The sequence below is a fragment of the Thermophilibacter provencensis genome (assembly GCF_030372065.1).
Classification (GTDB): domain Bacteria; phylum Actinomycetota; class Coriobacteriia; order Coriobacteriales; family Atopobiaceae; genus Thermophilibacter; species Thermophilibacter provencensis_A.
This window is the reverse complement of the sequence record NZ_JAUDEA010000008.1, coordinates 97,898-121,489: the sequence shown is the minus strand read 5'-3', so window position 1 is coordinate 121,489 and position 23,592 is coordinate 97,898. Positions and strand designations below refer to the sequence as shown.

At 65.5% G+C, this 23,592-nt stretch carries 24 protein-coding genes; 18 read left to right on the top strand and 6 right to left on the bottom strand.

Annotated elements, in window-relative coordinates; all coding sequences use genetic code 11:
* Positions 1–68 precede the first annotated feature (68 nt).
* On the bottom strand, positions 69–716 hold the full coding sequence (locus QUW25_RS06630; protein WP_289511427.1) for a TetR family transcriptional regulator: 648 nt from the start codon (positions 714–716) through the stop codon (positions 69–71).
* A gap of 311 nt (positions 717–1,027) precedes the next feature.
* On the opposite strand from QUW25_RS06630, the gene QUW25_RS06625 reads away from it, so the two are divergent.
* The 4 genes from QUW25_RS06625 to QUW25_RS06610 all read left to right on the top strand — a co-directional run bounded on the left by QUW25_RS06625 (position 1,028) and on the right by QUW25_RS06610 (position 3,815).
* A complete protein-coding gene (locus QUW25_RS06625) occupies positions 1,028–2,209 on the top strand; it encodes an iron-containing alcohol dehydrogenase (protein ID WP_289511426.1) in 1,182 nt (393 codons plus the stop codon).
* A gap of 80 nt (positions 2,210–2,289) precedes the next feature.
* On the top strand, positions 2,290–2,853 hold the full coding sequence (locus tag QUW25_RS06620; RefSeq protein WP_289511425.1) for a flavin reductase family protein: 564 nt from the start codon (positions 2,290–2,292) through the stop codon (positions 2,851–2,853).
* A 228-nt stretch (positions 2,854–3,081) separates the two neighbouring features.
* On the top strand, positions 3,082–3,282 hold the full coding sequence (locus tag QUW25_RS06615; RefSeq protein WP_289511424.1) for a flavodoxin: 201 nt from the start codon (positions 3,082–3,084) through the stop codon (positions 3,280–3,282).
* The gene (locus tag QUW25_RS06610) at positions 3,279–3,815 is read left to right on the top strand and encodes a flavodoxin family protein (protein WP_289511423.1); all 537 of its coding nucleotides are present in this window, start codon (positions 3,279–3,281) and stop codon (positions 3,813–3,815) included. Before QUW25_RS06615 ends, QUW25_RS06610 begins: the two co-directional genes overlap by 4 nt.
* A gap of 27 nt (positions 3,816–3,842) precedes the next feature.
* Here QUW25_RS06610 and QUW25_RS06605 read toward each other — a convergent pair whose 3' ends face one another.
* Positions 3,843–4,478 (bottom strand): flavodoxin family protein, encoded by a 636-nt coding sequence (locus QUW25_RS06605; protein ID WP_289511422.1) that lies wholly within the window; start codon positions 4,476–4,478, stop codon positions 3,843–3,845.
* A gap of 51 nt (positions 4,479–4,529) precedes the next feature.
* Positions 4,530–5,408 carry a LysR family transcriptional regulator gene (locus QUW25_RS06600; RefSeq protein ID WP_289511421.1) on the bottom strand — a complete coding sequence of 293 codons (879 nt, stop codon included), beginning with the start codon at positions 5,406–5,408 and terminating at the stop codon, positions 4,530–4,532.
* A 116-nt stretch (positions 5,409–5,524) separates the two neighbouring features.
* Here QUW25_RS06600 and QUW25_RS06595 point away from each other — a divergent pair, with 116 nt between their 5' ends.
* From QUW25_RS06595 to QUW25_RS06560, 8 genes are all read left to right on the top strand, one after another.
* The gene (locus QUW25_RS06595) at positions 5,525–5,899 is read left to right on the top strand and encodes a cyclophilin-like fold protein (RefSeq protein ID WP_289511420.1); all 375 of its coding nucleotides are present in this window, start codon (positions 5,525–5,527) and stop codon (positions 5,897–5,899) included.
* An 8-nt stretch (positions 5,900–5,907) separates the two neighbouring features.
* A complete protein-coding gene (locus tag QUW25_RS06590) occupies positions 5,908–6,651 on the top strand; it encodes a carboxymuconolactone decarboxylase family protein (protein WP_289511419.1) in 744 nt (247 codons plus the stop codon).
* A gap of 44 nt (positions 6,652–6,695) precedes the next feature.
* The gene (locus QUW25_RS06585) at positions 6,696–7,115 is read left to right on the top strand and encodes a cupin domain-containing protein (RefSeq protein WP_289511418.1); all 420 of its coding nucleotides are present in this window, start codon (positions 6,696–6,698) and stop codon (positions 7,113–7,115) included.
* A gap of 178 nt (positions 7,116–7,293) precedes the next feature.
* Positions 7,294–8,319 (top strand): aldo/keto reductase, encoded by a 1,026-nt coding sequence (locus QUW25_RS06580; RefSeq protein WP_289511417.1) that lies wholly within the window; start codon positions 7,294–7,296, stop codon positions 8,317–8,319.
* 36 nt (positions 8,320–8,355) lie between these two features.
* On the top strand, positions 8,356–9,315 hold the full coding sequence (locus QUW25_RS06575; RefSeq protein WP_289511416.1) for an AEC family transporter: 960 nt from the start codon (positions 8,356–8,358) through the stop codon (positions 9,313–9,315).
* A gap of 19 nt (positions 9,316–9,334) precedes the next feature.
* A complete protein-coding gene (locus tag QUW25_RS06570; protein ID WP_289511415.1) occupies positions 9,335–10,225 on the top strand; it encodes a MurR/RpiR family transcriptional regulator in 891 nt (296 codons plus the stop codon).
* A 199-nt stretch (positions 10,226–10,424) separates the two neighbouring features.
* A complete protein-coding gene (locus QUW25_RS06565) occupies positions 10,425–12,302 on the top strand; it encodes a beta-glucoside-specific PTS transporter subunit IIABC (protein WP_289511414.1) in 1,878 nt (625 codons plus the stop codon).
* A gap of 73 nt (positions 12,303–12,375) precedes the next feature.
* Positions 12,376–13,788 carry a glycoside hydrolase family 1 protein gene (locus tag QUW25_RS06560; RefSeq protein WP_289511413.1) on the top strand — a complete coding sequence of 471 codons (1,413 nt, stop codon included), beginning with the start codon at positions 12,376–12,378 and terminating at the stop codon, positions 13,786–13,788.
* 218 nt (positions 13,789–14,006) lie between these two features.
* Here the strand turns inward: QUW25_RS06560 and QUW25_RS06555 are convergent, their stop codons facing one another.
* On the bottom strand, positions 14,007–14,279 hold the full coding sequence (locus QUW25_RS06555; RefSeq protein ID WP_289511412.1) for a GNAT family N-acetyltransferase: 273 nt from the start codon (positions 14,277–14,279) through the stop codon (positions 14,007–14,009).
* Positions 14,280–14,386: 107 nt separating this feature from the next.
* Between QUW25_RS06555 and QUW25_RS06550 the strand changes: the two genes are divergently transcribed.
* Positions 14,387–15,316, top strand: coding sequence for a CorA family divalent cation transporter (locus QUW25_RS06550; RefSeq protein ID WP_289511411.1), 930 nt, complete (start codon positions 14,387–14,389; stop codon positions 15,314–15,316).
* A 57-nt stretch (positions 15,317–15,373) separates the two neighbouring features.
* Positions 15,374–16,066 (top strand): SdpI family protein, encoded by a 693-nt coding sequence (locus tag QUW25_RS06545; RefSeq protein ID WP_289511410.1) that lies wholly within the window; start codon positions 15,374–15,376, stop codon positions 16,064–16,066.
* Positions 16,067–16,070: 4 nt separating this feature from the next.
* Here the strand turns inward: QUW25_RS06545 and QUW25_RS06540 are convergent, their stop codons facing one another.
* Positions 16,071–17,567: an ATP-binding cassette domain-containing protein gene (locus QUW25_RS06540; RefSeq protein WP_289511409.1), complete on the bottom strand. Its 1,497-nt coding sequence runs from the start codon at positions 17,565–17,567 to the stop codon at positions 16,071–16,073.
* 177 nt (positions 17,568–17,744) lie between these two features.
* On the opposite strand from QUW25_RS06540, the gene QUW25_RS06535 reads away from it, so the two are divergent.
* The 4 genes from QUW25_RS06535 to QUW25_RS06520 all read left to right on the top strand — a co-directional run bounded on the left by QUW25_RS06535 (position 17,745) and on the right by QUW25_RS06520 (position 22,559).
* Positions 17,745–19,751 (top strand): elongation factor G, encoded by a 2,007-nt coding sequence (locus tag QUW25_RS06535; RefSeq protein WP_289511408.1) that lies wholly within the window; start codon positions 17,745–17,747, stop codon positions 19,749–19,751.
* 40 nt (positions 19,752–19,791) lie between these two features.
* Entirely contained in the window at positions 19,792–20,271 is a 480-nt protein-coding gene (locus QUW25_RS06530; protein ID WP_289511407.1) for a GNAT family N-acetyltransferase, read from the top strand.
* A gap of 150 nt (positions 20,272–20,421) precedes the next feature.
* The gene (locus QUW25_RS06525) at positions 20,422–21,825 is read left to right on the top strand and encodes an ATP-binding protein (RefSeq protein WP_289511406.1); all 1,404 of its coding nucleotides are present in this window, start codon (positions 20,422–20,424) and stop codon (positions 21,823–21,825) included.
* A gap of 8 nt (positions 21,826–21,833) precedes the next feature.
* Positions 21,834–22,559 carry a hypothetical protein gene (locus tag QUW25_RS06520; protein WP_289511405.1) on the top strand — a complete coding sequence of 242 codons (726 nt, stop codon included), beginning with the start codon at positions 21,834–21,836 and terminating at the stop codon, positions 22,557–22,559.
* 32 nt (positions 22,560–22,591) lie between these two features.
* Here QUW25_RS06520 and QUW25_RS06515 read toward each other — a convergent pair whose 3' ends face one another.
* Positions 22,592–23,548 (bottom strand): Fic family protein, encoded by a 957-nt coding sequence (locus tag QUW25_RS06515; RefSeq protein WP_289511404.1) that lies wholly within the window; start codon positions 23,546–23,548, stop codon positions 22,592–22,594.
* Positions 23,549–23,592 lie beyond the last annotated feature (44 nt).

Below are 23,592 nucleotides of genomic sequence, written 5' to 3'. Positions count from 1 at the left end.
TTCGCCCCGTCGCCCCAGGCCTGTCCCGGAAGCTCTGAGGGGGAAAGCGCGTCCCCTTCTCACGCACCTCAGGCGCCCTGCGCGTAGTGCTCGAGGCACATGCCAATGAAGTCTCCCATCTCGGCGCGAAAGTCCGTCTCGGGGCGCTCTATCTCCAGCCGCGTGAGCGCCTCGGCGATGAGCGGGTTGCTCCAGCAGGAGCTCACGATTCCCGTGGCGTGGTAGTAGATGGCAAGGAGCAGCGGCTCCACGCGCTCGGGCGCAATGTTCAGGATGCGCGGCAGGCGCTCACGCATTGCGGCCACGCAGTCGTAGTAGCCGCGCTTGAAGTCCATGAGGCGCTCGACGGTGACGTTGGTCTCCACGATGGTGGCGAGCAGGTCGCCCAGGCGGAAGTACTCCTGATGTGCGTTGGCAATACCGGCCCACACCTCGGCGATGGTGGCAGGGGTAAGGTCGCAGCCCTCGGGCAGCGCGGCGAGAAGGGCGTCAAAGTATCCGCGGCACTCGTCGGCCGTGAGCAGCAGGAAGATCTCCTCCTTGGTGGTCACGTACTTGTAGAGATTTGCGCGCGACCAGCCGAGCTCCTCGGCGATGGTGGTGAGCGTGATCTCATGGTAGGGGCGCTCGGCAAACTGGCGCCGCACGGCGTCCTTAATCTCGTTGAGACGCTGCTCCTTCTGCTCGGCGCTTCTCGCCCTGATGAACTCGGCCATGAAACCCTCCCGATTGCTCTGAGAGAAGTATAGCCAAGCGGGTGGCGGAAAAGGGGCCGTCCCTTTTTGCCATTCCGGGGCATGGCGAGGGTATGTACACAGTTGCAAGTTTTTCTCGGCGTTGCAGGCGATAAAACCGCAGGTCAGATGCTTGCGCCACTGACATCAACCTTTGAATTGTGTACATACCCTAGCGAGGTGGCGAGAAGGGCGAGCGGTTTTTCTCGCCGATTTCTACATAATCGACCCAAAGTCCCTAGAATCTGATATAAGTAACGTAGCGTCACGTAACAAGATGAAAGAGGATCGCAATGCTCGGTAACTTCACGTATCACAACCCCACCAAGCTCATCTTTGGAAAGGACGCCATGGATGCCCTCGCGACGGAGCTCGCGGGGTACGGCCCGACCGTCCAGCTCGTCTACGGCGGCGGCTCCATCAAGAAGAACGGCATCTACGACCAGGTGATCGCCGCGCTGAAGGCGGCGGGCAAGACCGTCGTCGAGGACGCGGGCGTCATGCCCAACCCCACCGTCGAGAAGCTCTACAAGGGCGTGGCCATCGCGCGCGAGAACCACGTGGACCTCATCCTCGCGGTGGGCGGCGGCTCCTGCATCGACTACGCCAAGGGCGTGGCCGTCTCGGCCAATCTGCCGGCGGACGTGGACCCCTGGCAGAAGTACTGGGTGGACTTTGACGAGCCGGCGGCCGACCTCGACGTCATTCCCGTGGGCTCGGTCCTCACGATGGTGGGCACGGGCTCCGAGATGAACTGCGGTTCGGTGATCACCAACCACGAGATCAAGATGAAGGTCGGTCACGTCTTCGCGGACGCGCGCGTGTTTCCCAAGTTTGCCGTGCTGAACCCCGAGTTCACCTACTCGCTGCCCAAGTATCAGATGGTGGCCGGCATCTTTGACATCATGAACCACATCACCGAGCAGTACTTCTCGGGCACCGACGACAACACCTCCGACTACCTCTCCGAGGGCCTCATGCGCTCGCTCGTCACCGCCAGCCGCGCCGCCGTGGCCAACCCGGAGGACTACGAGGCCCGCTCCAACATCATGTGGTGTGCCACCTGGGCGCTCAACACGCTCGTGGCCTGCGGCAAGTCCACGGACTGGGAGGTCCACATGCTCGGCCAGGCCGTGGGCGCCCATACCGACGCCACGCATGGCATGACGCTCGCCGCCGTGGCGCTGCCGTACTACCGCCTGGTCATGCCCTATGGCGTGGAGAAGTTCGCGCGGTTTGCGACCAGCGTGTGGGGTGTCTCGCCCGAGGGTCGCACGACCGAGGAGCTCGCCGCCGCCGGCCTCGACGCCATGGAGGCCTGGATGCGCGAGATTGGCTGCGTCATGAGCATCTCCGAGCTGGGCGCCACCGAGGACATGATTGAGGCCATCGCCGACTCCACCCTCGTCATGCAGGGCGGCTACCACCCGCTCTCCCGCGACGAAATCGTGGCGGTCCTCCGCGCCAGTCTGTAAAAACGGGACGTGTTATTTCGTTCAGAGATTTTGGGACAGGTTTTCGTTGGGGCCTGTCCCTCAGAAGAAGGTACACGAAGATGAAGAAGAACATCGGATCCAAGCCCGCGCTTTACCCCATGCCCGTGATTGTGGTGGGTACCATGAACGGCGACGAGCCCACCTGGACGCTCGTGGCGCACACGGGCATCCCAAGCCACAGCAAGATCATGGTGAGCCTCGCGGGCGCGCACTTCATCAACGAGCACATCAAGCGGACGGGCGTGCTCTCCGTGAACGTGGTCGACGAGTCCTGGCTCGACCGCGCGGACTTCTGCGGCAGCGTGAGCGGCTTGCGCCAGAGCAAGGCCGACGTCTTCGCCTGGACCGCGGGTGAGGCCGGTGCCCCGCTCATCGACGATGCCAAGCTCTCCATGGAGTGCCGCGTGGAGGACGTCTACGAGATCGACCGCTTCGAGAACTTCATCTGCTCGATTGCCGGCACCTATGCGGACGACGCGATCATGACCGAGGATGGCAGGGTCGATGTGGCGGCCCTGCGCCCCGTGCTCTTCGAGATGCCCACCTACACCTACCTGGCCACGGGCGAGAAGATCGCCGACTGCCTGAGCCTTGCCAAGGCGCGTGCGCACACGGACGAGTAGGGAGAAGGACCATGCTGACGAGAAGATACTTCCTGACGGTTGCGGCGGGGGCGGCAAGCCTGTTTGCGGCCGGTTGCTCTGGCGAGAAGGACGAGGTGCCCGCGGCCGCTCCGGCAACGGAGCCGGTCGAGGACGCTCCCGCAGCGGATGTCGCGCCCGCGGACAGCGTGCTTGTGGCGTACTTCTCGGCGACGGGCAACACGGAGGGCGTGGCCCCTGCGCACGTTCGTGGCGGGCAACGAATTTGCAGGCAAGACGGTGATGCCGTTCTACACGTCGGGCTCCTCGGGCATCGGGGGCAGCGCCGAGCGCCTGGCCGAGCTTGCGAGTTCCGGAGACTGGCTCGAGGGCGAGCGTTTCTCGTCCGGCGCTGGCGACGAGGCTGCTGAATGGGCGGCCGGCCTGGGACTGCAGGGGAGAAGATCATGAACATCGTCATCCTGCAGGGGAGCCCCAACCGCGACGGCTCCACTGCCATTCTCTGTGAGGAGTTCGCGCGCGGGGCGCGTCAGGCGGGGCACGCGGTCGAGCGCATCGACGTGGCGCAGGCGGATGTGAGGCCGTGCACGGGCTGTGTGGCCTGCGGCTACGGCGCTCGTCCGTGCGTTCAACGCGACGGCATGGCGGCGATTCTCGAGAAGATCCTCGCGGCCGACGTGATGGCCCTGGCGACTCCGCTCTACTACTACGGCATGTCCGCGCAGCTCAAGGCCGTGATTGACCGCTTCTGCTCCGAGAACCCCGCCATCACGGCGCGGCGGCTGCGCTCCGTCCTTCTCGCCGTGGCGTGGAACACGGACAGCTGGACCTTCAACGCGCTTGCGGCTCACTACGACACGCTGGTCCGCTACCTCGACCTGTGCGACTGCGGGCGCGTGCTCGGCTACGGCTGTGGCACGCCGTCCATGACGCGTGCCACGGACGCCCCGCAGCGCGCCTTCGAGCTGGGCTGCTCGCTGTAACGAAGGCCTGCTCTGGGCCCGTGGTGTCTACCGGATGAAGTTAGTCGTCTGGCCGGCCTCCTGCTTGGGCAGTGGTACGCCCGCCGCGCGACCGGCCTCCAGGCACCTGAGCATCCATGCCATGTTGCGTCCGAGCTGGCGCATGGTCCAGAGGCCCTCGGCGTCCTGCTCGGTCTCCTCGGCCACGTTGCCGTGCACGTTGTTCCAGTAGCGCGAGCTCACCACCGGCATCTGCGCGATGGTAAAGAACTTGTTGATGTCGTCGAAGGCCGAGGTGGTGCCGCCTCGCCGGGCGCTCGCCACGGCCGCTGCCGGCTTGTACACGAGCACGTTGGGCGCCCCCGCGCGACCGTTGCTGTAGAAGAGGCGGTCCATGAAGCCCAGAAGCGACGCCGCGGCGTGCGCGTAGTGCACCGGCGCGCCAAAGACAAAGCCGTCGGCCTCGGCCGCCTTGGGTCGGAACTCATTCACCACGTCGTCGAAAGCGCAGCGGCCGAGCTTGGCGCAGCCGCCGCAGGCCACGCAGCCGCCCACGGGTCGCGCGCCGATCCAGAAGATCTCTGCCTCGATGCCCTCCGCCTCGAGGGTGCGCGCCACCTCCTCGAGCGCGCGGTTGGTGCTTCCCGCCTTGTGCGGGCTTCCGTTCACGAGCATGACCTTCATGGCTTCTCCTTCTAACGACGGGAGGTGGTTTGAGGAGGCTGTCTTCCTCCATTATTGCAGGCTGTCGAGGAAAAGACGGGCAGGGTGCGAAAGCGGAACGTCGCGCTTCCAGGCGAGGTCGATGACCGAGACGAGCGGCGGGAAGAGCAGGCGAAACTCGAGTCCCGTGCCCGGGCCCACCGTTGTGAGCCCGTCGAAGGAGACCATGCGGCCCACGCCCTCGCGCACGAGCAGCGCGCCGTTGTAGGAGAGGTTGTATGTCGCCGCGATGCTGACCTCGCCAGCGCGCTCGCCAAACCACGTGGCGAGAAGCCAAGTGAGCTTGTCGCCCTTGGCGTGGCGCTCCGGCACGACGAGCGGCGCGTCGAGAAGGTCGGCGGGGCTCACGGCCTCGCGCGCGACCAGCGGGTCGTCGTCACGCACGAGCACGCCCCAGGCGTCGGTGGGGGAGAGACGCAGGTGGGCGTAGCGGTCCACGTCGGGGTAGCTCATGAGCACCGAGAAGTCGTCCACGCCGTGCTCCAGGCGCTCGATGAGGTCCGGCGCGTTGCCGCTGTGCAGGTGGAAGCGCACGTCGGGGTACTTCTCGCGAAAGTCTCGCACGTGGCGGGCAATCACGCGCAGGCCCTCTGACTCGCCAGCGCCGATGAAGACGTCTCCCTCCATGATGTCCTCGCCGTGCGTGAGGTCTGAGGTGGTCTGGTCGGCGAGGCCGACGATCTCCTGCGCACGACGTCGCAGGTAGAGGCCCTTCTCGGTGGGCGTGACATTGCGGCTGTGGCGCTCGAGGAGCGAGGTGCCGAGCTCGCGCTCCAGCGCGGCGATCTGACGGGAGAGCGCGGGCTGCGTCACGTGCAGCGCCTCGGCGGCGCGCGACATCGTGCCGTGCTCGCAGACGGCGAGGAAGTAGCGAAGCGTGCGGAGTTCCATGGCTGCTCCATTACGTCAGCGCATATCACGATATGCGATATAAGCAATTGTAGCGCAGAGTCTCGCGACGGAGAATGTGACAAAGGGACTGTCCCTTTGTCACATGGGAGGCGGACGTGAGGGCTGAACTGCAGATAGGTGGGGTTGCGGTGCCCGTTGAGCTAAATGGCTCCGCGGCTGCACGTGCCCTTGCGGCGCGGCTCCCGCAGGCGCTCTCCATGAGTGTCTCGAGCGTGGGGTGCTGCGGGCAGCTGGGCTTCTCGCTGCCGTACGACGCCGCCGACGTTCACCCCGGCTGGTCCGACGGCGACCTCAACTACAAGCCCGAGGGCGACTGGCTCGCGCTCTTCTTTGACGACGAGCGCAACTCCGCGCGCTACGGCGGGCAGGTCACGCTGGGCCACGCGGTGGGCCCGCTCGACGCGCTCTGTGACCTCGAGGGAACCCACGGCGTTCGCATCGAGTCGTGCAAACAGGAACCGGAGAGATAGGAGCAACCATGACAGACATAACAGACACGAGCACGCTGACCTGCGGCATGGCTCAGCTGGCGCCGACCGACCCGGAGTTCGCGGAGCGCTTCGCGTACTTTGCGGGCGAGGAGGTCCCCAGCGAGCCCACGGCAGAGCTTCCGGCGCGCGAGCGCTACCTCGCGATTCTGGCGGCGCTTCTCGGCTGCCAGGGCGCAGACCAGTTCCGCGTCATGCTGACCGAGGCGCTCGGCGCCGAGGCCGTGACCCCCGTCGAGGCGCGCGAGGTCATCTACCAGGGTACGGCGTATCTCGGCATCGGCCGGACCCGCCCGTTCTTCTCGGCCATGAACGAGGCGTTTGCCGAGAAGGGCGTGGAGCTCCCGCTGCCCGCGCAAGGCACCACGACGCTCGAGACGCGCGGCGCCGCAGGCAACCAGAAGCAGATTGACTACTTTGGCGAGGGCATGCGCGAGAACTGGAAGACCGGCGCCCCTGAGCGCGCCAACGTGAACCGGTGGCTCGCCGAGAACTGCTTTGGCGACTACTACACGCGCGCCGGCCTCTCCGACCTCGACCGTGAGATGGTCACCTTTTGCTACCTCGTGGCGCAGGGCGGCTGCGAGCCGCAGGCCACTGCGCACGCCGGGGCCAACCTCAACCTCGGCCGCACCAAGGACTTCCTCTACCGCGTGGTCATGCAGATCCTTCCCTACATCGGCTACCCGCGCAGCCTGAACGCCCTCACCTGCATCGATAATGCCGCCAAATGATACGAAGGGACTGTCCCTTCGTATCATCGAGCAAAGGAGAAACCATGAGCGAGGAGAACGACTTCACCCCCATGTTTGGCCTGGGCGCGCCCAATGACGGCTACGCCCAGTACTTCATTGGCAACTCGTACCTGAACCCGCTGACCAGCGTTGCGGAGTGCGGCGTCGGCCTCGCCAACGTGACCTTTGAGCCGGGGTGCCGCAACAACTGGCATGTCCACCACGCCGACAAGGGCGGCGGGCAGATCCTCGTCTGCACTGACGGTCGCGGCTGGTATCAGGAGTGGGGGAAGGGCCCGCAGGAGCTCACGCCCGGTACTGTTGTGGTGATTCCGGCGGGCGTGAAGCACTGGCACGGCGCCGCGCGCGACAGCTGGTTCTCCCACATCGCCTTTGAGGCACCCGGCGAGAACTGCAGCAACGAGTGGCTCGAGCCCGTCTCGGACGAGGACTACCCGGCGTAGCAGCACTTTTGGGACGTGTTTTTCCGTGCAGAGTTTTTGGGACAGGTTTTTCATTGGCGAGCAAGAAGCCTGCCTGTTCTGCTCGCCTTAAAACCTGTCCCAAAATCTCTGCGCGAAATAACACGTCCCCAAATGGCACGTCCCCAAATGGCATTCCAAATGGCAGAAGGGTTGCATCATGGCAGACATGACCTACACGACGCTCGGACACTCCGGCATCAAGATTCCACGGCTCTGCCTGGGCGGCATGAGCTTTGGCGCGCCCTCGGCGGACTTTCACCAGTGGACGATCGGCCCGGACGAGACGCGCGCGGTGATCGCCCGTGCTCTTGATCTGGGCGTGAACTTCATCGACACGGCCAATTGCTACGCGCGCGGCACGAGCGAGGAGTATATCGGTGACGCCCTGCGCGAGCTTGGTGTGCCGCGCGACCAGGTAGTTCTCGCCAGCAAGGTCTTCTTCAACGAGGGCGGCCTCTCGCGCGAGGCGATCAACCGCGAGATCGACGGCACGCTCCAGCGCCTGGGCGCGGACTACCTGGACCTCTACATCATCCATCGATTTGACTACGAAACGCCGATTGAGGAGACCATGGAGGCCCTCGACTCCCTCGTGCGTGCCGGCAAGGTGCGTGCCCTCGGCGCTAGCGCCATGTACGCCTACCAGCTCCACAATATGCAGGTCACGGCCGAGAAGAACGGTTGGACCCCGTTCACGAGCATGCAGTGCCACTACAACCTGCTCTATCGCGAGGACGAGCGCGAGATGATTCCCGTCTGCCGTCAGTTTGGCATGGCGCTCACGCCGTACAGCCCGCTCGCCTCGGGGCACCTGTGCCGTCCCACCTGGGACTCAGCGTCCAAACGCTCCACGACCGACACCACGATGCGCAACAAGTACGACGCCGACCGCGAGCGCGACATGCCCATCGTCGCGCGCGTGGCCGAGCTGGCCGAGCGCCGCGGCGTGCCCATGTCGCGCATCGCGCTCGCCTGGCACTGGGCGCGCGGCGTGGAGGCGCCGATTGTGGGCTGCTCCAAGCCCGAGCGCGTGGACGACGCGGTGGCCGCGCTCGACGTGGCGCTCACGGCAGACGAGGTTGCCTACCTCGAGGAGCCCTACGTGGCACACGAGCTCGTGGGTCCGGCAGCCCGCCCCGGCGAGAAGCCCCTCGCCGGCACCACGAACCCCAACGCAAAGTAGGCCAGCCGTGTGTGCCAATTGGCAGAAAGGACGCGCATGGACATCCTCACCGTCATCGGGAGCATGGGTTCACTTGTGCTCGTGACGCTCATCGGCTACGTTGCCGCACGAGCGGGCTTCCTCACCTCGGAAGTGCGGCCTAAGCTCTCCGCGCTCATCTTCAACGTGACCCTCCCGTGCACGATCCTGGCGTCGGTGGGCGAGGTCGACAGCTCTGCGGGCGCCGAGCAGATCACGTGGTCGTTCGTCCTCGGCACGGCGCTCTTCTTCGTGATGCTTGCCGCGGCTGCGCTGGCGTGCCTCGCGCTGCGGGTGTCGCGCGATGAGCGGCCGCTCTACCTCTTCATGGGCGTGCTCACCAACACGGGCTTCATCGGCTTTGCCGTGCTCGAGTCGCTCTTCGGCGGCGGGTCGGTCTTTCTCGGGAGCATCTTCATCGCGGTCTCCAACGTCTTTCTCTACAGCATCGGGGTGGGGGTCCTGACCTCGGCCGGCGAGAAGAACGGCGAGAAGGATGCGGCGCCCACGTGTTCTTCTCGTCTGGCGGGCGTCCTCAAGAACGTCCTCAACGTCCCCATGGTTACGAGCGTCATTGCGCTCGTCGTGTTCTTCTCTGGTGTGCCGCTGCCCGGCCCTGTGGCCCAGGCCGTCGACATGGTGGGTGGCGCGACGTCACCCCTGGCCATGATGCTTGTGGGCCTTGCCATCGCCGAGGCTGATCTGCGGCGGGTTCTGGGCAGCTGGCGCCTCTGGGGCTTCTCGGCCATCCGCTTTCTGCTCGTGCCCGCCATGTGCTACCTGCTGCTGGTCCCGGTGGTGCCGGACGCGCTCTCGCTCGGCGTCTTCATCGTTATGCTCGCCATGCCCACGGGTTCGATGGCGGCGGCGATCGCCTCCACGTACGGCCGTCCCGGTGAGCTGCTCTCCCAGGGCACCATCGTCTCAACCATCGCGTCGTTTGTCATCGTCCCCGTGCTCATGGCGCTCATGGGCTGACCCACGAAAGCGAGCCCCCATGTATCTCGTCCATCGTATCGAGGAAGTCGCCGCCACCTACGACGACTCGCGCCGGACGCTCGCCGAGTACGTGCTGCGCGAGCACGTCCGGCTGCCCGAGCTCACGATTGCTGAGGTCGCTCGCGAGACCTACACCTCAAAGGCCTCCGTCACGCGTTTTGCCAAGGCGCTCGGCTTCGACGGCTGGCGCGAGTTCCTCCGCGAGTTCGTGCGCGAGAGCGCCTTCGAGCGCCAGCACGCGGCCGACGTGGACGTTAACTTCCCGTTCACCGCGCAGGACTCGGACGCGCGCATCCTCGAGAACATCGGCAACCTCATGGCCGAGTCCGTGGCCGCCACCTACGCACAGCTCGACCGCGGCATGCTCGCCATGGCGGTGAGACATCTGCAGCGCGCCGAGCGCATCTGGGTCTTTGGGCGCACACCCAACCATTACTACGGCGAGTCCTTCTGTCGAAAGCTCCTCGCTATAGGCAAGCAGGCGACGGCGGTGAGCCCCGGCGACATGGGCATCGTGGCGCGCAGCCTCGGCCCGGACGACTGCGCGATCATCATCTCCTACTCGGGCAACAACGCCGACGCCAACCCTATGGCACAGGTGGGGGTGATGATCTCTAATCGCGTACGGCTCATCGCGCTCACGAGCGGTGGAAACAACTACCTGCGCAAAACCGTCCCGTGCGTGCTCACTATCGCCTCGCGCGAGCGGCTGTACTCAAAGATTGCCAACTTCTCAACGGAGGAGTCGGTGAGCTACCTCCTGAACGTCCTGTTCTCCTGCTACTTCGCGCGTGACTACGAGAAGAACCTCCAGGCCAAGCTCGTCGGCGGCCACGCGCTCGAGGAGGAGCGCCTTGCCGCGCTCAAGGAGATCTCCGAGCGGCGCTGAGGCGTCCCGCCGCTCGCCGACGCCTCGCCTCGGCGAGCGGAAAAGTTTCATCCCGTTTCACGTTCCTGGCCTCCCGCCCTTCTCGCCATGAAACCTCGTTTCATCATCTCCGGAAGTTATTGAGCCTATCTACCAGCGCTTTTATCGTCTCTCTCAACACGGTGCGGCACGGGCCGCACCACGACCGCAAGGAGGGACCATGTCCAAGAAGTACGAGGGGCTGGCGCGAGACATCGTGCGGCTCGTGGGCGGGAAGGAGAACGTGACGCAGGCGTACCACTGCCAGACGCGCCTGCGCTTCACCCTCGCCGACGAGGGCAAGGCCGACGAGGATGCCATCAAGGCACATGACGGCGTCGTGGGCGTCATCCATGGCGCGGGCCAGTTCCAGGTGTGCATCGGCCCGCACGTCGCCGACGTCTTCGAGGAGGTGGAGAAGCTCGTCGACACGGGCGAGAAGGACGCCGAGCCCCCGGCGGAGAAGAAGGGCGCCTTCGACCGGGTGATCGACTTCGTGGCCGGCACGTTCCAGCCCATCATCCCGGCACTCTCCGGCGCCGGCATGGTCAAGGCCGTGATGGCGCTGCTCACCACCTTCGGGCTCATCAGCACGGACTCGCAGACCTACCAGATGCTCAACATCTTTGCGGACGGCGTGTTCTACTTCCTGCCGATCCTGCTCGCCTTCACCGAGGCGCAGAAGCTCAAGTGCAACCCGATCCTGGCCGCAGGCGTGGCCGCGATGATGCTGCACCCCAACTGGAGCGCGTTTGTCTCCGCCGCCGAGCCGGTGAACTTCTTCGAGGTCATCCCGTTCACACTGGCAAGCTACGGCAGTAGCGTCATTCCCATCATCCTGATCGTGTTCGTCCAGTCCTTTATGGAGAAGTGGCTCAACAAGCACATCCCGGCCTCGGTGAACCTGGTCTTCGTCCCCATGCTCACGTTCCTCGTCATGGGCACGCTGGCCTTCTCCGTCCTTGGCCCCATCGGCTACATCGTGGGCGAGTGGCTCAGCGTCTTCTTCACGTTCCTCGCTGAGAACGCGGCGTGGGTACCGGCCGTGCTCATCGGCGGACTCTGCCCGGTGATGGTCATGTTTGGCATCCACAACGGCATCGCGCCGCTCGGTCCCATCCAGATGGCCGACCTCGGCTATGACTCCATCTGGGGTCCCGGCAACATCGTCTCCAACATGGCCCAGGCCTCGGCCGGCCTCGTGGTGGCGCTGCGCTCCAAGAAGGACCGCAAGGTCGCCATGCCCGGTGCCATCACCGCATTCATGGGCATCACCGAGCCCATCCTCTACGGCACCAACCTCCCCAAGAAGTACCCGCTCGTAGCAGCCATGATTGGTGGCGCCTGCGGCGGCCTCTACGCCGGCCTCACGCAGACCCACCGCTTTGCCACCGGCTCCGGCGGCCTGCCCGCGGTCCTGCTCTACATCGGCGACGGCACCATGCAGCACCTGATCAACATCATCATCGCCATGCTCATCGCCGCAGGTATCTCCGCCGCCCTCACCTTCGTCCTCTACAGTCACTTCGAGAAAGACGAAGAGCATGCGACCGAGAAGGAGGCTCCCGAGTCCGTCCCGGCAGCTCCCGCCGCTCTCGCGCTCGTCAGCGGCACGCTCGTGGCACCGATTGCCGGCGAGGTGCTCCCCATGGAGAGCTGCTCCGACCCGATCTTCGCCGGCAAGGGCATGGGCGACGGCTGCGTGGTCGTGCCCGCAGACGGCACGCTCGTCTCGCCCTGCGACGGCACCGTGAGCCTCGTCGCGGACACCGGACATGCCGTGGGCCTCGTCTCCGACCAGGGCGCCGAGATCCTCATCCACATCGGCATCGACACGGTGAACCTCGAGGGCAAGCCCTTCACGGCGCACGTGGCACCGGGAGACCGCGTGAGCGCGGGCCAGTTGCTCATGGACGTCGACCTGGAGCAGGTCAAGGCAGCTGGCCTCTCGACCGAGACCATGGTCATCGTGACCAACACGCCGGACTTCTCCGCCGTCACCACGACGGCTTCCGGAACCGTCGCCGCCGGTGACGAACTCCTGGATCTCACGGTCTAGCCGGGATGTGGAAAAGGGACAGTCCCTTTTCCACATCCCATCCCGTTCTTCTCGCCACAGAAAAGGAGCAACCATGTTCTACAAGGACCTCAAGCCGTTCCCCGAGGGCTTTCTCTGGGGCGCCTCCACCTCCGCCTATCAGGTCGAGGGCGCGTGGGACGAGGACGGCAAGGGCATGAGCCTGCAGGACCTCCACGAGCCGCCCGCCGGCGTCACGGACTTCAAGGTCGCGAGCGACCACTACCACCACGTGGAGGAGGACGTGGCGCTGATGGCAGAGCTGGGCCTCAAGGCGTACCGTTTCTCCATCAGCTGGTCGCGCGTGGTGCCGGACGGCTTTGGCGAGCCCAACGAGGCGGGACTCGCGTTCTACGACCGCCTGATTGACGCCCTGGTGGCGCACGGCATCACGCCGGTGGCCACGATGTTCCACTTTGATTTGCCGCTCGCGGTGCACGAGCGCGGGGGCTGGGCGAACCGCGAGTCCATTGATGCCTTCGAGCGCTACGCGCGTCTGATCTTTGCGCGCTACGGCGACCGCGTGAAGCACTGGCTCACCATCAACGAGCAGAACGTCATGGTGATCCATCCCAACGCGATGTATCCCGCCGCGATGGGCGTGCTGCCGGAGAAGAGGGACCTCTACCAGCAGAGCCACAACATGTTCGTGGCGAGCGCCAAGGCAACGCTGCTGCTTCATCAGATGTGGCCCGACGCCAAGATCGGCCCTGCGCCCAACATCACAGCAATCTACCCCGCCACGTGTGACCCGGCGGACGTGGTGGCGGCGGACAACTGGGAGTCCATCCGCTGCTGGAACTACCTCGACGTGGCGTGCTTTGGCCGCTACAACCCCATCGCCTGGGCGTACATGGTCGAGAAGGGCGTGGCTCCGGAGTTCGCCCCCGGCGACGCGGAGCTTCTCGCCGCGGCAAAGCCGGACTACCTGGGCGTGAACTACTACGCCACGGCGACCGTCGCGGCCGCGCGCAACGACGGAACCGACTGCGCGCCGCGCGCCGGAGACCAGCAGGTCATGCTCGGCGAGGAGGGCGTGTATCGCTCGGCGACCAACGAGCACCTCACGGCAACTGAGTACGGCTGGATCATCGACCCGGTTGGCATGCGCACCACGCTGCGTCGCGTGGCGAGCCGCTACGGCCTGCCGATCCTCATCACCGAGAACGGCCTCGGCGCGCGGGACGAGCTCACAGCCGACGGCCACGTGCACGACCCGTATCGCATCGACTACCTGCGTCGCCACTTCGAGCAGGCGCAGCTGGCGCTGACCGACGGAGTGGACCTCATCGGCTACTGCCCGTGGAGCTTCATGGATTTGGTGAGCACGCACCAGGGCTACGGCAAGCGCTACGGTTTTGTCTACGTGGACCGAGGCGAGGATGACATACGCTCGCTCGCGCGCATTCCCAAGGACAGCTTTGCCTGGTACCGTCACGTGATCGAGACCAACGGAGCCGAGCTGTAGCGCCTGGCCGGACGAGGTCACCCCGCTTGCTCGCAGTAACGTTGTGTACAAAGGCCCCCGCGTTGTGTACAGAGTTGCAAACTTGATGCTCTTCTCGCCTGTCGCTGACTTGCGAAAACGCGGCGAGAAGAGCGTCGTAAAAGTTTGAACTGTGTACACAACGCGGGGGCCACTGTGCACAACGCGGGAACGAGCGCACACAGCGCCCGGACGTGCCCCTACGCAAGAAGCGCAGCGTGCTCCGGGTGCTTCTCAAACCAGCTGACGGCGTACGAGCACGTGGGGCGTGCGTAGAACCCGCTTGCGGCGATGCTCGCCACGGCACGACCCAGAAGCTCGCCGGCAATACCCTGCCCGCGCAGGCTCTCGTCCACAAAGGTGTGGTTGATCTCAACGATGCCGGGCTTCACCTGCGGGAAGGTCACCTCGGCCAGGACGTTCCAGGCCTCGTCCAGCACCTGCACGCGGTCGCGCTCCATGATCCAGTCCATGTTGCCTCCTTCGATTGCGGTCTGCGGGGCTATTGTCTCACACCGCAACGGGTAGGAAATGATACGAAGGGACAGTCCCTTCGCATCATTGGCGAGCGGAGGCTGGCATGGCACGGGCTTGGCACATCGCAAACGGGCATCTCGCGACGGGCGAGAAGGACGGCGGGCACGTCGTCACCCTCCTGCGCCTGGAGGAGGCGCGGGTGCGCACCCTCTCCCACACGCAGCGCGAGGTGCTCGACCAGCTGGAGCACGCCGCGATGCCCTTTTTGGAGCGCACGTCCACCGGGGCGGCGGGCCTCGTGGTCACGCCGAGCGGGCGCCGTCGCTTTGGCTTCATCCTCACCCCCGTTGAGCTGGTGCTCATCGACGATGGGGACGTCTGCGCCACGGCGCTCGGTCGAGCCGTGGAGGACCGGGCGCGCGTCGAGGGGCCTGCCGGTGCCCTCTGCGCGCTGCTTCGCGAGCTGCTGCGCGACCACCCGGCGCGCCTCTCCCGCATGCGCGAGGACTTCGAGCTGATGGAGCAGCAGGTCTTGGAGGGCCGCGAGCGTCCGGACCGGCGCAAGATGATGGCGGACTCGCGGCGTATGCTCGGGCTCGACACGTTCTACCAGGGCATGTCCGACCTTGCCGCGGAACTTGCCGAGGATGACTCCGGCCTCGTGACGCCGACGGACCGCGCGCGGCTCCGCTCGCTCGCGCGCCTGCTGGGCCGGCTCGCCACGCGTCTGGAGTCGCTGCAGGACTACAGCCTGCAGGTCCACAGCCTCTACCAGGAGTCCATCGACGTGCGGCAGAACAACGTCATGCAGTGGCTCACGGTGGTGACCACGATCGTGATGCCGCTCACCTTTGTCACCGGGTGGTACGGCATGAACTTTCCGCGCATGGCGCTCTTCGACGTGCCGTGGGGCTACGTCGCGGTGATCGTGGTGTGCGTGGTGATTGTGGCCGTCGAGGTGGCGTTCTTCTGGCATCACGGCTGGCTGAGCTTTGGCGAGCGGCGCCACGGGGGCGGCGAGCGGCGAGATTGATAAGCGCTCGCAGGAGGGATATAACATCGCGTATCAAGTTCGTCTGAGGAGGCTCGCATGGCTGGCTTGGACTACACGACGCGTGACAAGGCCCTATGGGGCGCGCTGCTCGCCCTGTGTCTGGCGAGTGCGGCGGCCTACGTCCTCTGGGCGCTGCCCGCGATGCCGGAGACGGTGCCCACGCACTGGGGCGTGGATGGCACGGCGGACGGCTGGGACAGCAAGGGCTCCACGATCCTCATGGGCGCGCTCATGCCGCTTCTGATCCTGGTGTTGCTCTTCGCGGTCCCGCACCTCGACCCACGCGGCGCGAGCTTCAATCGCTTCAAGGGCATCTATGAGGGATTCTCCGCTGCATTCACGGTGTTCATGGTCGTCGTGGCGTGGATCACGCCGCTCTCGGCGCTCGGCGTCCTCCCGACGGCGGGCGGCTCGGTCGTCAACATCATCGTCTTTGGCTTCCTGGGTCTCCTGTTCGTGGGACTCGGTGTGGTGATGCCGCGTATCGAGCCCAACTACACCTTCGGCGTGCGCCTGCCCTGGACGCTCGCGGACCCGGAGAACTGGCGGCGCACGCATCGCTTCGCGGGCCCGGTCTTCGTGGTCATGGGCGTGGTCACGGTTGCCTCGGCGCTTCTCGCCTCCATGGCGCCCGAGCTCACGCTGGTTGTGCTGCCGGTCGCCCTTCTCGGCGGTGTTGCGCTCGTCGCGCTCTACAGCTTCCTGCTCTGGAAGGGCGTCATCCGGTAGGCGCTCACGCCTCCCGCACGAGGCCGTCGCGAACCTCCCAGGTGCGTGTGGTGCACGCCGAGAGGAACCGTCGGTCGTGGCTCACCAGCACGAGCGCGCCGGGGTAGGCGGCGAGCGCGCGCTCGAGCGCCTCGGTCGAGTGCAGGTCCAGGTGGTTGGTGGGCTCGTCCATGACGATGAGCGCGGGGTGGCGCAGGATGCCCTCCGCCAGCATGAGCTTGCGCAACTCACCGGGACTCGTGCACCCACCCTCGAGGATGCGGTCTGGGTCTGAGTTGAGCTGCGCCACCGTGGAGAGCACGCGCCCGCGGTCGGCCGAGGTCAGCGCGGCGATGCGTCCCACCATGGCCTCGCGCGCCTCCGCCGGCAGCTCCTGCGGGATGTCCAGCACCTCCACGCCCTGTCCGGCCTCCGCCGCCCTGGCGAGCAGGGCGCGCAGGTGCACGAGGAGCGTGGACTTGCCGGCGCCGTTGGGGCCGACGACGCCCACGTGCTCGCGGCTCCCCACCCAGAGCTCGGGAATTTGGAGCGTGCCCTTCGGCCCGCAGGGGATGGTGGTGGCGGACACGTGCAGCACGGTGCGCCGGCGCGAGGGCTCAGCGTCCACCCAGAGGTCTCCGTCGTAGCGCTTGGACACCCGCGCGGCGGCCAGGCGCTCCTGAGCGGCTGCCACCCGCGCGTCCATCTGTGAGGAGAGTCGCCCCGCCTGCCCGTCCTTGCCGGTGAAGATCGCGAGGTCGATCTTGCCGCGCGTGTCGCGGTCGCGCGGGTCCAGGCCGCGCTTGCTGCGCCGCGCGTCGGCGCGTGCCGCCTCGTGGGCACGCGCGTCCTTCTCGGCAGAGAGCCGTGCCAGCTCGCGCTTGGCACTCGCCCTCTCCGCCACGGCCGTCGCGCGCTCGAGCTCCGCCTGGCCATGCGCCGCGCTGTAGCCGCCCGGCCGCACGACGATGCCCCCGGGCTCGAAGGACGCACAGCGCGTGGCGAGAAGGTCCACGAGGTCGCGGTCGTGGCTCACGAGGATCCCGATGCCGCGGAAGCGCGCGAGCGCTGCGCCCAGCTCCTCGCGGGCGTCCGAGTCCAAGTGGTTGGTGGGTTCGTCCGCCACGAGCACGTCCGGGCGGCCCCAGAGAGCGACCGCCACCTGCAGCTTCTTGCGCTCGCCAAAGGAGAGCTCGCCAAAACGCCAGGGCATGTCGTCCTCTATGCGGAAGGCCTCGCGCAGCTCGCGGGCCTCGCGGCCGTAGTCCAACGCAAAGTCGGCGAGCCCCTCGGGTGGCTCGTCGGCGTCCTGCGCCACGTAGGCGCAGACCAGGCCGTGCGTGACGGAGCCCGCGTCCGGCGCCAGCAGGCCGCAGGCGATCTTTGCCAGTGTGGTCTTGCCGCAGCCGTTGTCGCCCAAGAGCGCGGTCCAGCCGACGGGGAAGGTGATGGTGACGTTGTTGAGCACGGCCTCGCGGGCCGCGGGATAGGCGTAGCGCACGCCGGAGAGCACAAGCTGCATAGACATCTCTTCTCTGGCGAGGCGTCGAGTGAGCGTCCTTCTCGCCATCAGGGGTTTCTTAGCTGATGATGTCTAGCGAATGCGCACGGCTCCGGGTCCTTCCGACGGGGCTACGACGTCGCCAGTATACCCTATGATGAGACGGGTTCGTCGGTTGTAGTCAGAGGGGAAGGTAGCATGAGGCAGGCGGTCGTGGGACTCCTGGCGCACGTCGACGCGGGCAAGACCACGCTCGCGGAGGCGCTGCTCGCCGAGGCGGGCGCCATCCGCAATCCCGGCCGCGTGGACAGCGGCACCACCCACCTGGACACCGACGCCATGGAGCGCGACCGCGGGATTACGATTTATTCGGCCACCGCCGCACTCGACTGGGCGGACGCCCACCTCATGCTCGTCGACGCGCCCGGCCACGTTGACTTCTCCGCGGAGGCGGAGCGCACGATCGCCGCGCTCGACTGCGCGATCCTGGTGGTGGGCGCAAGCGATGGCGTGCAAGGGCATACCGAGACGCTCTGGGACCTGCTCGTACGCTACGAGGTGCCCACCTTCGTCTTTGTGAACAAGTGCGACCTGGAGAACCCGGGGCGAGAAGAACTTCTCGTCGAGCTTGCCTCGCGGCTCTCGCCGGGATGTGTCGACGCGTCCTCGCTGCTCGCGGGCGACGCGGGCGCGTTGGAGGACGCGGCGTCGACGGACGAGGCGGCGCTCGAGGAGTATCTGGAGTCGGGCGCGCTTCGGTCGGACACGCTGCGTCGACTGGTGGCCGAGCGAGCCGTCTTCCCGGTCTTCTTTGGCGCGGCGCTGCGCGACGACGGCGTGCGCGAGCTGCTCGACGGCATGTGCGCCCTTCTCGCCGAACGCGCCTGGCCCACCGCGTTTGCGGCGCGCGTCTACCGCGTGAGCCGCGGCGCGCGTGGCGAGCGGCTTGCCTGGGTGAAGGTCACGGGCGGCATGCTCCGTGCAAAGGAGCAGGTCACAGGCGTGGACCGTCGCGGCGAGCCATGGGCTGAGAAGATCAACGAGGTTCGCCTCTACCAGGGTACGAGCTTTGAGACCGTGGCCGAGGTGCCGGCCGGGCAGATCTGTGCCGTCACCGGGCTCAGCCACGTGATACCGGGAAGCGCCCTCGGCGCGGAGCCGGAGGGTGCGCGCCCGGTGCTCGCGCCCGTCCTGTCCTACCAGGTAATCCCCGAGCCGGGTACGGACGTCTCCGCCTTGGTGCGGGCGCTGCGCGAGCTTGCCGACGAGGACCCGATGCTCGGCGTCACGTGGCAGGAGCAGCTGCAGGAGGCGCACTTCCAGCTCATGGGCGAGGTCCAGCAGGACGTGATTGCCGAGCTCCTGCGCGAGCGCTACGGCTTCAACGTGACCTTTGGTCCCGGCGGCATCCTCTACAGGGAGACGCTGACCGCGCCCGCCGAGGGCGTGGGCCACTTTGAGCCGCTGCGCCACTACGCCGAGGCGCGCCTTCTGGTGGAACCGCTGTCGCGCGGTGCCGGCGTGGAGTTTGGCACGCGCTGCTCCACGGATGAGCTGGACCTCAACTGGCAGCGCCTCATCCTCACCAACGCTATGGAACGCGACCACCTGGGCGTCCTTACGGGCGCGCCGCTCATGGACGTGCGCATCACCCTGCTCGCCGGGCGGGCGCACCCCAAGCACACCGAGGGCGGGGACTTCCGCCAGGCAACGTATCGCGCCGTGCGTCAGGCGCTCATGGGAGCGCGCGAGCGCGGGGAGTGCGAGCTTCTGGAGCCGTGGTACCGCTTCCGCCTGACGGTGCCGGCCGACCGCGTGGGCCGCGCGCTCACCGACCTCACGCGCATGGCGGCTGAGTTTGACGCACCGGCGGCGACGGGCGACGCGGCGACCATCACAGGCGAGGTGCCCGCCTCCGAGGTGGGGGAGTACGCGCTCGAGGTCGCGCGCTACACGGGCGGGCGCGGGCGCATCTCGCTCGAGCTCGCGGGCTACCGGCCGTGCCACAACGCCGGCGAGGTCATCGCCACCGCTGCCTATGACCCCGAGGCCGACCTCCCCAACACGCCCGACTCCGTTTTCTGTAGCCACGGTGCCGGTCATACCGTTAAGTGGTACGACGTGCCCGCGCACGCCCATACCGTCGTGGACCCCACGCGCCAGCGTCCGTACCGCCCCGCCGACGCCACGTTCTTCTCGCGCTGATGGAAGGCGACGGCGGCTTTCCATCGTCTGGAGGTCAAAGATGAGCAACGAGCCGCAGTTCAGGGATGCCGAACGTGTTGATGTGCCGCTCATCCTGCAGTTTATTTGCGAGCTGGCCGACTATGAGGGCATGCTCGACGAGGTTGTGGCAGATGAGGCCACGCTGGAGGAGTGGATCTTCGACAAGCGCCGAGCCGAGGTGATCTTTGTGCTGGACGGCGGGCGCGAGGTTGGCTTTGCTCTCTTCTTCCACAACTTCTCGACCTTCCTCGGTCGTGCCGGCATCTATCTGGAGGACCTCTACGTGCGACCTGAGCATCGTGGCAAGGGTTATGGAAAGGCGCTGCTCAGGCGGCTTGCGCAGATTGCCGTGGAGCGCGGCAGCGGTCGCCTGGAGTGGTGGTGCCTGGACTGGAACCGCCCGAGCATCGACTTCTACCTCGCTATGGGCGCCGAGCCCATGAGCGACTGGACGGTCTACCGCGTGGCAGGCGAGAAGCTCGGGGAGCTAGCGAGGTAGGCGGAAAACTGAGATGGCTGGCCGGCGAGTGGCACCGTAGGGCCAGCGTCCGCAGCTTTACTGCCAGTGGCGGTGAAACCTCTTGCCACCAAAGATTATTCTAAATAGAATAATTCTGTAGAGAATAATCTTTACCGAGAGGAGTCGTCCATGCGCGCCTTCGTGGATCGAGACGCAGAGCTTCGAGCCCTCGAGCGCGAATATGCGCGCGAGGGGTCCTCCTTCGTCGTTGTCTACGGTCGTCGTCGTGTGGGCAAGACGGAGCTCATCTCCCAGTTCATTCGCGACAAGCGTGCCCTCTACTACCTCGCAACGGAGGAGCCCGAGCTCCAGAACCTCGAGAGCTTCCAGTCCGTGGCGGCAGACTTCCTCCAGAGCGACCTGCTTCGCACGGCGCGCGTCTCGCGCTGGGAGGACATCTTCCGCGAGATTGCTCGCGCGTGCAGCCCTGCGGACGAGCGCACGGTCATCGTGATCGATGAGTTTCAGTACCTCGGCAAGGCAAACCCCGCCTACCCGTCGATCTTCCAGCGCGCCTGGGACACGATGCTCAAGCATGCCAACATCATGCTCATCCTCTGCGGCTCGCTCATCTCGCTCATGAGGGATCAGGTGCTCTCGGAGGAGAGCCCGCTCTACGGTCGCCGTACGGCTCGGATCGGGATGGGCCAGATTCCGTTCTCTCACTATCGTGAGTTTCTGCCGGGGCGCTCGACGCGCGAGCTGGTGGAGCGCTACGCCGTGACCGGCGGCGTGCCCAAGTACATCGAGCTCTTTGAGGATAAGAAGGACGTCCACTCGGCAATCTCCGCAAACGTCCTCGACCGCAGCGGCTTTCTCTATGACGAGCCGAACTTCCTGCTGCAGCGTGAGGTCCCCGACGTGGGCACCTACTTCGCCCTCATCCGCGCAATCGCAGGGGGAGCGCACCGTCCCAATGAGATCTCACGCGACTTTGGCCTGAAGCAGACGAGCCTGGGCAAGTACCTCAAGACCCTCATCGACCTCGACGTCCTTGAGCGCGAGGTGCCCGTCACGGCGGGCAATCCTAACAAGAGCAAGAAGGGCCTCTATCGGATAAAGGACAACTTCCTCCAGTTCTGGTTCCGGTTTGTGCTGCCCAACCTGAGCTACCTGGAGACGGGTCGTACAGCGGCGGTGGAGCGGCGCATACGCGATCGCTTCATCGACGGTCATGTGGCGTACGTGTACGAGGACGTTTGCCGCGAGCGCCTGTGGGAGCTGACGGATTCTGGTGAGTTGGGCTTTGTGCCGGAGCGCATTGGTCGTTGGTGGTCGGGGAGCGACGAGATTGACGTCGTTGGCCTGAGCACGGGCGAGAAGCGCGCCGTCTGGGGTGAGTGCAAGTTCTGGAAGGATCCCGTCGGCGCGAATGTCCTGCGCACCCTGGAGGATAAGGTGGCACGCGTCCCGTGGGAGAGGGACGCGCGGGCGGACTCCTTCGCGCTCTTCAGCGTGAGCGGCTTCACGGACGAGCTGCGGCGGATTGCCGCCGCGCGCGACGACGTGCTGCTGGTGGACGACTCGGAGTAGGAGGCTGTATGGCTTCGCAAAGGGCAGACAATCAATTGCTAATAAGGTGTTTTACTCTTTGGAAAAGGGATATCGGTAGAAAGGGCAGGGCCTGGCGTACAGTTGTGTTTGTCGTAAAGCTCGTTATGTGGATAGTGTTGACACTTGTTGGCGCGATGCTCGTAGCGCAGCAATTACTAGACATCGGAACTGTGATGCTTTTCCTGTCACTTCTTTGTGCGATGAGTTTTGATTTCATGTCAGGCTGCAGCCTCGTGAAACAAGACACTGATTGGCCTTCTGATGAGCGGAAAGCCACTATATCCCGGTTTATCTTTAGCTTGAAGGCTGAAGGGGAGTTTGAAGCGTCAGACCTTCCCACTCTGATTTCTGTAATCGATGAGCAAAAGACCCTCATGGACGAAAAAGTTCGCAATCTGCGCTCGTTAATGACCGATGTTGTAGCTGCCGGGTTGTTTGCGACAATTTGCACTCAGGCAATGAGTATTAACGTACTAACTGAGGAGGGCTCGATTCAGGAGACTGTTGGATCGATATTGCTGCTTGGAATGGCGCTCGTTGCTCTTGTGGTTTCGATTGCGATAGTTGCGCAGCACTTTCTGGACGAATGCATTTGGATGTCTGGATCTGATCTCAGCTCTTGTAAGGAGGCTTTACGCCTGGCATCGATGAGCTGTTTTCAAGACTGTTGGATGACAGCCGAACGTATCGGAAAGCATATGCGACATGTGTGACCGGAACACATGTTCAAATTATACATATGACGTTATTCCCGAACAGCCCACGTGCCACCCCGGGCGCCTCCCTCGCGCCTGAGCTTGCCCTCTTGGCGCAGGCTCGCTACAAGGCGCTCGGCCGAGCGCTTGGAGCAGCCGAGAAGGTCGGCGAGCTCCGCAATCGTCCCCTTGGGGTGAGCCGAGAAGTACGCGAGGGCCTGTCGGACGCGGCTCTCCCTTTGGGTCTCCGGTAACGAGAAAGGGAGCAGTGCGTCGTGAATGACTTGCAGCATGAACGTGACAAAGCGCTCCGAGGAGCCTGCGGCGTTGGACTCCGCCAGCACACGGTAGTACTCATGCTGCCGCTCGCGAATGACGCTCTCGACGGGAAGCCATGCGAGGGCGGGCCTCCAGCGCGAGAGCAGCAGTGTGTGCCAGAGCCTCCCCGTGCGCCCGTTGCCGTCGGCGAAGGGGTGGATGAACTCGAACTCGTAGTGGAAGATACACGAGACGAGAAGCGGGTGCAGGTTGGTCGCGCCAAGCCACCCGAAGAGGTCCGACATGACCTGCGGGACGTAGTTTGCCGGCGTACCGGCATGGATGAGCGTCTCCCCGTCAAAGACCCCGACGTCACCCGAGCGGAAGCAGCCAGCGTGCTCGATGAGTCCGTCCATCATGACGCGATGGGCGCGCAGGAGGTCGTCCAGGCTCAGCGGGTCGAGGGAGTCGATGAGCTCATAGGCCCGCTTTGCGTTCTCTACCTCGAGGATGTCCCTTGCGGGTCCGAGAACGCGCTTGCCGTCCATAATGGCGGTCACCGCTTCCTCGGAGAGTGTGTTTCCCTCGATCATGAGAGACGAGCGGATGGTGCGGATGCGCAACTCGCGGTGGAGGGTCGGGCTTGTGCCAAGGCCCGAGTCAGGGTGCAGCTTGCCCACGAGCTCTGCAATCTCCATGCAGAGGTCGTCGATCTCTGACGTTCTCTCAAAGGGCGGCTCATATCCCATGCGACCTCCTTTTACCGCCATTATTTTACCGCCATTGGCGGTAA